The 3,958-nt window shown below is 71.7% G+C and carries 5 protein-coding genes; all 5 read right to left on the bottom strand.

From position 1 onward, the window contains the following. Positions 1–53: 53 nt before the first annotated feature. Positions 54–959 (bottom strand): dihydrodipicolinate synthase family protein, encoded by a 906-nt coding sequence (locus VA603_RS18320; RefSeq protein WP_323439685.1) that lies wholly within the window; start codon positions 957–959, stop codon positions 54–56. Then, positions 959–2,263: an FAD/NAD(P)-binding oxidoreductase gene (locus VA603_RS18325; RefSeq protein WP_323439686.1), complete on the bottom strand. Its 1,305-nt coding sequence runs from the start codon at positions 2,261–2,263 to the stop codon at positions 959–961. Before VA603_RS18325 ends, VA603_RS18320 begins: the two co-directional genes overlap by 1 nt. Then, complete coding sequence (locus VA603_RS18330) at positions 2,260–2,502, bottom strand: (2Fe-2S)-binding protein (protein ID WP_132863943.1); 243 nt, start codon at positions 2,500–2,502, stop codon at positions 2,260–2,262. Before VA603_RS18330 ends, VA603_RS18325 begins: the two co-directional genes overlap by 4 nt. After that, on the bottom strand, positions 2,499–3,641 hold the full coding sequence (locus VA603_RS18335; RefSeq protein WP_165931237.1) for an NAD(P)/FAD-dependent oxidoreductase: 1,143 nt from the start codon (positions 3,639–3,641) through the stop codon (positions 2,499–2,501). The genes VA603_RS18330 and VA603_RS18335 overlap by 4 nt, the downstream gene beginning before the upstream one ends. After that, a partial coding sequence (locus tag VA603_RS18340; protein WP_323439687.1) for a proline racemase family protein occupies positions 3,614–3,958 on the bottom strand: 345 nt, incomplete at its 5' end. The genes VA603_RS18335 and VA603_RS18340, both read right to left, overlap by 28 nt.

Here is a 3,958-nt window from a genome sequence, read left to right on the forward strand (position 1 = left end):
CCGCTGCCGGACGCCAGTGGCCGGCAATCAACAACGGCGCGACCGTGGCCATCTCAGCGCTTCCCGCGGGTGGCGATGGCGTGGTCGATCAGCTGCAGCGCCTGCGCGCGTTCGCCGCCTTCCACCACCAGCCGCGGCGCGCGCACGCGCTCGCTGCCCAGGCCCACGCGCTCCTGCATCAGCTTGATCAGCTGCACGAACTTGGGAACGGTGTCCATGCGCAGCAGCGGCAACGACCACTCGTACAACTCGCGGGCCGCCGCGTAACCACCGCGCCGTGCCTGCTCGAACAACTGCACCGCTTCTTCCGGGAACGCGTTGACGGTACCGGCGATCCAGCCTTCGGCGCCCATCGCGATGCCTTCCACGATCAGGTCGTCCACGCCGACCAGCAGCACCAGGCGATCGCCGAGCAGGGCCTTGATCGCGGCCAGGCGGCGGATGTCGCCGGAGGACTCCTTGATCGCCTGCACGTGCGGGAACTCGGCGGCGAACGCGGCCACCTGTTCCGGGCTGAAGTCGGTCTTGTAGGCGATCGGGTTGTTGTACAGCAGCACCGGCAGATCGGTGGAGGCGATGACTGCGCGGATGTACGCATCCATCTCGTGGCGGTCGCTGGAGTACACGTACGGTGGCAGCACCATCAGGCCACCGGCGCCGGCCTGCTTCACCGCCGCGGCCAGCGCGATGCCTTCCTGCGTCGACAGCGCGGCGATGCCGGCCACGATCGGCACGCGGGCCCCCACCGCATCGACCAGGGTGCGCACGATGGCCACCTTTTCCTCGAAGCTCAGGGTGGCGCTTTCGCCCAGCGAGCCCAGCGGCACCAGGCCGCTGCAGCCGGCATCGACCAGGCGGCGTGCGTGCTCGGCCAGGAAGGCATGGTCCACCGTGCCGTTGGCGGTGAAGGGAGTGGTGATGGCCGGCAGTACGCCGCGCCAGAAGTCTGCATTGCTCATCAAGGCTTACCTGGTTCGTATGGGTCGAAGGATGCATCTGCCAATGCAGCCAGGCTGACCGGGGTCAGTGGCGGCCGCACGGCCGTGGGGGAGGTGGAAGGGGAGGTCAATCGCAGTTCGCGCAGCGCGGCGCCGCAGATGCGGCCCTGGCAGGCACCCATGCCGCAACGGGTGACCAGCCGCAGCTGACGCGGGTCCGGGTGCGCGTGCACGTCGGCCATCGGCACGTCTTCGCAGCGGCAGACCAGGGTGTCGGGGTCGGCCAGCGTGCGGGCCTGTTCGCCGGGCTGGAAGCTCCGTGCCAGCAGCGCGGCATAGGCACGCTCATGTTCGCGCCGGTGGCGCAGTGCCTCGCCGCCGCGCACGTCGCCCAGGGCGAAGCACGCCGCCATCGCGCCTTCGATGCGGGCACAGTCGCGGCCGCCGATACCGAGGCTTTCGCCGGCCACGTGGATGTCGGGATGGCTGCTGCGCAGTTGCAGGTCCACGCGCACCACCGGGTGCGTGCAGGAGGTGTCCAGTTCACAGCCCAGCAGCCGCGCCAGCTCCACGTTCGGCACCAGGCCCCAGCCGACCGCCAGCAGGTCGCAGGCCACGCGCGTGCGCGGGCCACCGGCAGTGACGATGTCCACGCCCTGCAGGCGCTGGTCGCCATGCGCGGCCACGACCGTGCTTTGCCGGTGCCATGGCACCGGCGCCAGGCCGGCGCGCAGTGCCACCGCCTGCGCCAGCTTGCCCGGCCAACGCCACAGCTGGCGGGCGAAGCCGTGCAGCTGCGCGGTGCTGGCCTGTTCATGGATGCCGACCAGCGTCGCGCCATGGCGCTTGAGCGTGGCGGCGGCCGCCAGCAGCAGTGGGCCGGTACCGGCCACCACCACCCGCTTGCCGGCCACTGGCAGGCCCTGCTTGGCCAGCGCCTGCAGGCCACCGGCGCCGGTGACGCCGGGCAAGGTCCAGCCCGGGAAGGGCAGCAGCAGCTCGCGTGCGCCCGTGGCGATCACCAGCTTGCGCCAGTGCAGCGCCACTGCGCCGTGCGCATGGACGGCGAGCAGCCGGTGCGGGTCGGCCAGGGTCACTTCGCGCCCGGCCAGCAGCGCGATGCCCGCGGCCTCCAGGCCTTCGATCTGCGCCCGCGCCATCGCCGGCACGCCGAAGCGCAGGTCGTGCCGCCATACCTGGCCGCCGGCGCGCGGCTGTGCATCGACCAACCCCACCCGCGCACCACGGCGGGCACCGGCATGGGCCGCGGCCAGGCCCGCAGGGCCGGCCCCGACCACCAGCAGGTCGTAATGATGCTGTTTCATCGCTGTGTCTCCACCCGCATGCCCGGGCGTGCCACCACCATGCAGGCGCGCAGCTGCTCGATCGCATCGATGCGGACCCGGCATTCGAAGCACAGGCCCATGCCGCACAGCGGCGCGCGCGGCTCGCCGCCGGGCGAACGCCGGAAGCTGCTGCGCACCTGCGCGATGGCGGCGGCGACGGTGGCGCCCTCCTCCACTTCCACGCGCAGGCCGTCCACACTCAATACGACGCGGCTCATGCCACCTCCTGCTGCAGCCGATCCGGCCGATAGGGGTCCAGCGCAAGCGCCGGACTGCGGCCGAGGAAGGCATCGACCAGCAGCCGCGCACTGCCCGGTGCGGCGGTGATGCCCAACCCTTCATGGCCGGCCGCCACCCATACCCGGTGACGGCCCGGCACCGCGCCCAGGTACGGCAAGCCGTCCGGCGTGGCCGGGCGGAAACCGCACCAGCTGCGCAGCGCACGCAACTCCTGCAGCACCGGGACGAAGTCGAACGCGCGGCGCAGCATGCGTTGCAGCAGCGCCATCGAGATGCCGTTGTCCGCGGCGTCGTATTCGCGCGAGGACCCGATCAGCAGTTGGCCGTTCGGCCGCGGCTGCACGTTGAATGACACGCTGGCGGCATCGGCACCATGCGCGGCGGCGGCATAGCCCATCTCGATCAGCTGGTGGCGCAGCAACGGCCGGTGCCGGTCGGTGATGACCAGCTGCCCCTTGCGCGCACGCATCGGCAGTTCCGGCAGCAACTCCGGCAATGCGCTGCCGGTGGCCACCAGCACCGGCCCACGCAGCACGCGGCCATCGGCCAGCAGCACGCCGTCCTCGACCAGCTGCGTGGCACGGGCGCCGGCAAACAACTGCATGCCCTGCCGGCAGGCATCTTCGATCAGCCGCCAGGCCACCCGCGGCGGGTAGACCACCGCGTCGCCCGGTACGTGCATGCCACCGCACAGGCCCGCGGCAAGCTGCGGTTCGCGCTGGTACAGCCCCGCCGCATCCACCGCCACGGCCTGCACGCCGACCGCCGCCAACGCATCCACGCGGGCGGCCACGGTATCCAGTTCGTCGCCGTTGCGTGCCACCCACAGGGTGCCGCAGCGTTGGTATTCGGCCTGTGGCCAATCGGCCCAACGCTGCCACAGCCGCAGCGAATAGCTGCACAACGCCAGCTCATGCGCATCGCCATCCATCGCCACCAGGTGGCCCATCGCGGCCGCGCTCGCGCCGCCACCCACCGCGCCGCATTCCACCACCGCCACGCGCAGGCCGGCGGCCACCGCGGCTTCGGCGCAGGCGGCGCCGACGATGCCGGCGCCGATGATGATCAGCTCGAACGTACCGCCTGCACTCACGGCCGCGGACCGCCAATGCCCCAGGCGAACGGGTCAGCCGGGTCGATCAGCACGGTGGCACGCGCGGTGATCCACGCCTGGCCGATGATGCGCGGCAGGATGCCGCGCGTACCGGGCTGGTAGGACGCTTCGAACGCGGTACCCAGCACGCCCTGCTGCGTCCAGTGCTCACCCGCGCCGAGCTTGCCGTCGGCGGCCAGGCAGGCCAGTTTGGCGCTGGTGCCGGTGCCACACGGCGAACGGTCGTAGGCCAGCCCCGGGCACAACACGAAATTGCGCATCTGCCCGCTGCCGTCCGGTGCGGTGGCGTTGACTTCGATGTGGTCGATCTCGCCGTCCTG

The sequence above is a fragment of the Stenotrophomonas capsici genome (assembly GCF_034961085.1).
Lineage (GTDB): Bacteria > Pseudomonadota > Gammaproteobacteria > Xanthomonadales > Xanthomonadaceae > Stenotrophomonas > Stenotrophomonas capsici.

What these genes read in the sequence shown, in the direction of transcription:
- VA603_RS18325 (WP_323439686.1), bottom strand. Translation starts at nt 2,263, where the DNA reads ATGAAACAGCATCATTACGACCTGCTGGTGGTCGGGGCCGGCCCTGCG.
- VA603_RS18330 (WP_132863943.1), bottom strand. Translation starts at nt 2,502, where the DNA reads ATGAGCCGCGTCGTATTGAGTGTGGACGGCCTGCGCGTGGAAGTGGAG.
- VA603_RS18320 (WP_323439685.1), bottom strand. Translation starts at nt 959, where the DNA reads ATGAGCAATGCAGACTTCTGGCGCGGCGTACTGCCGGCCATCACCACT.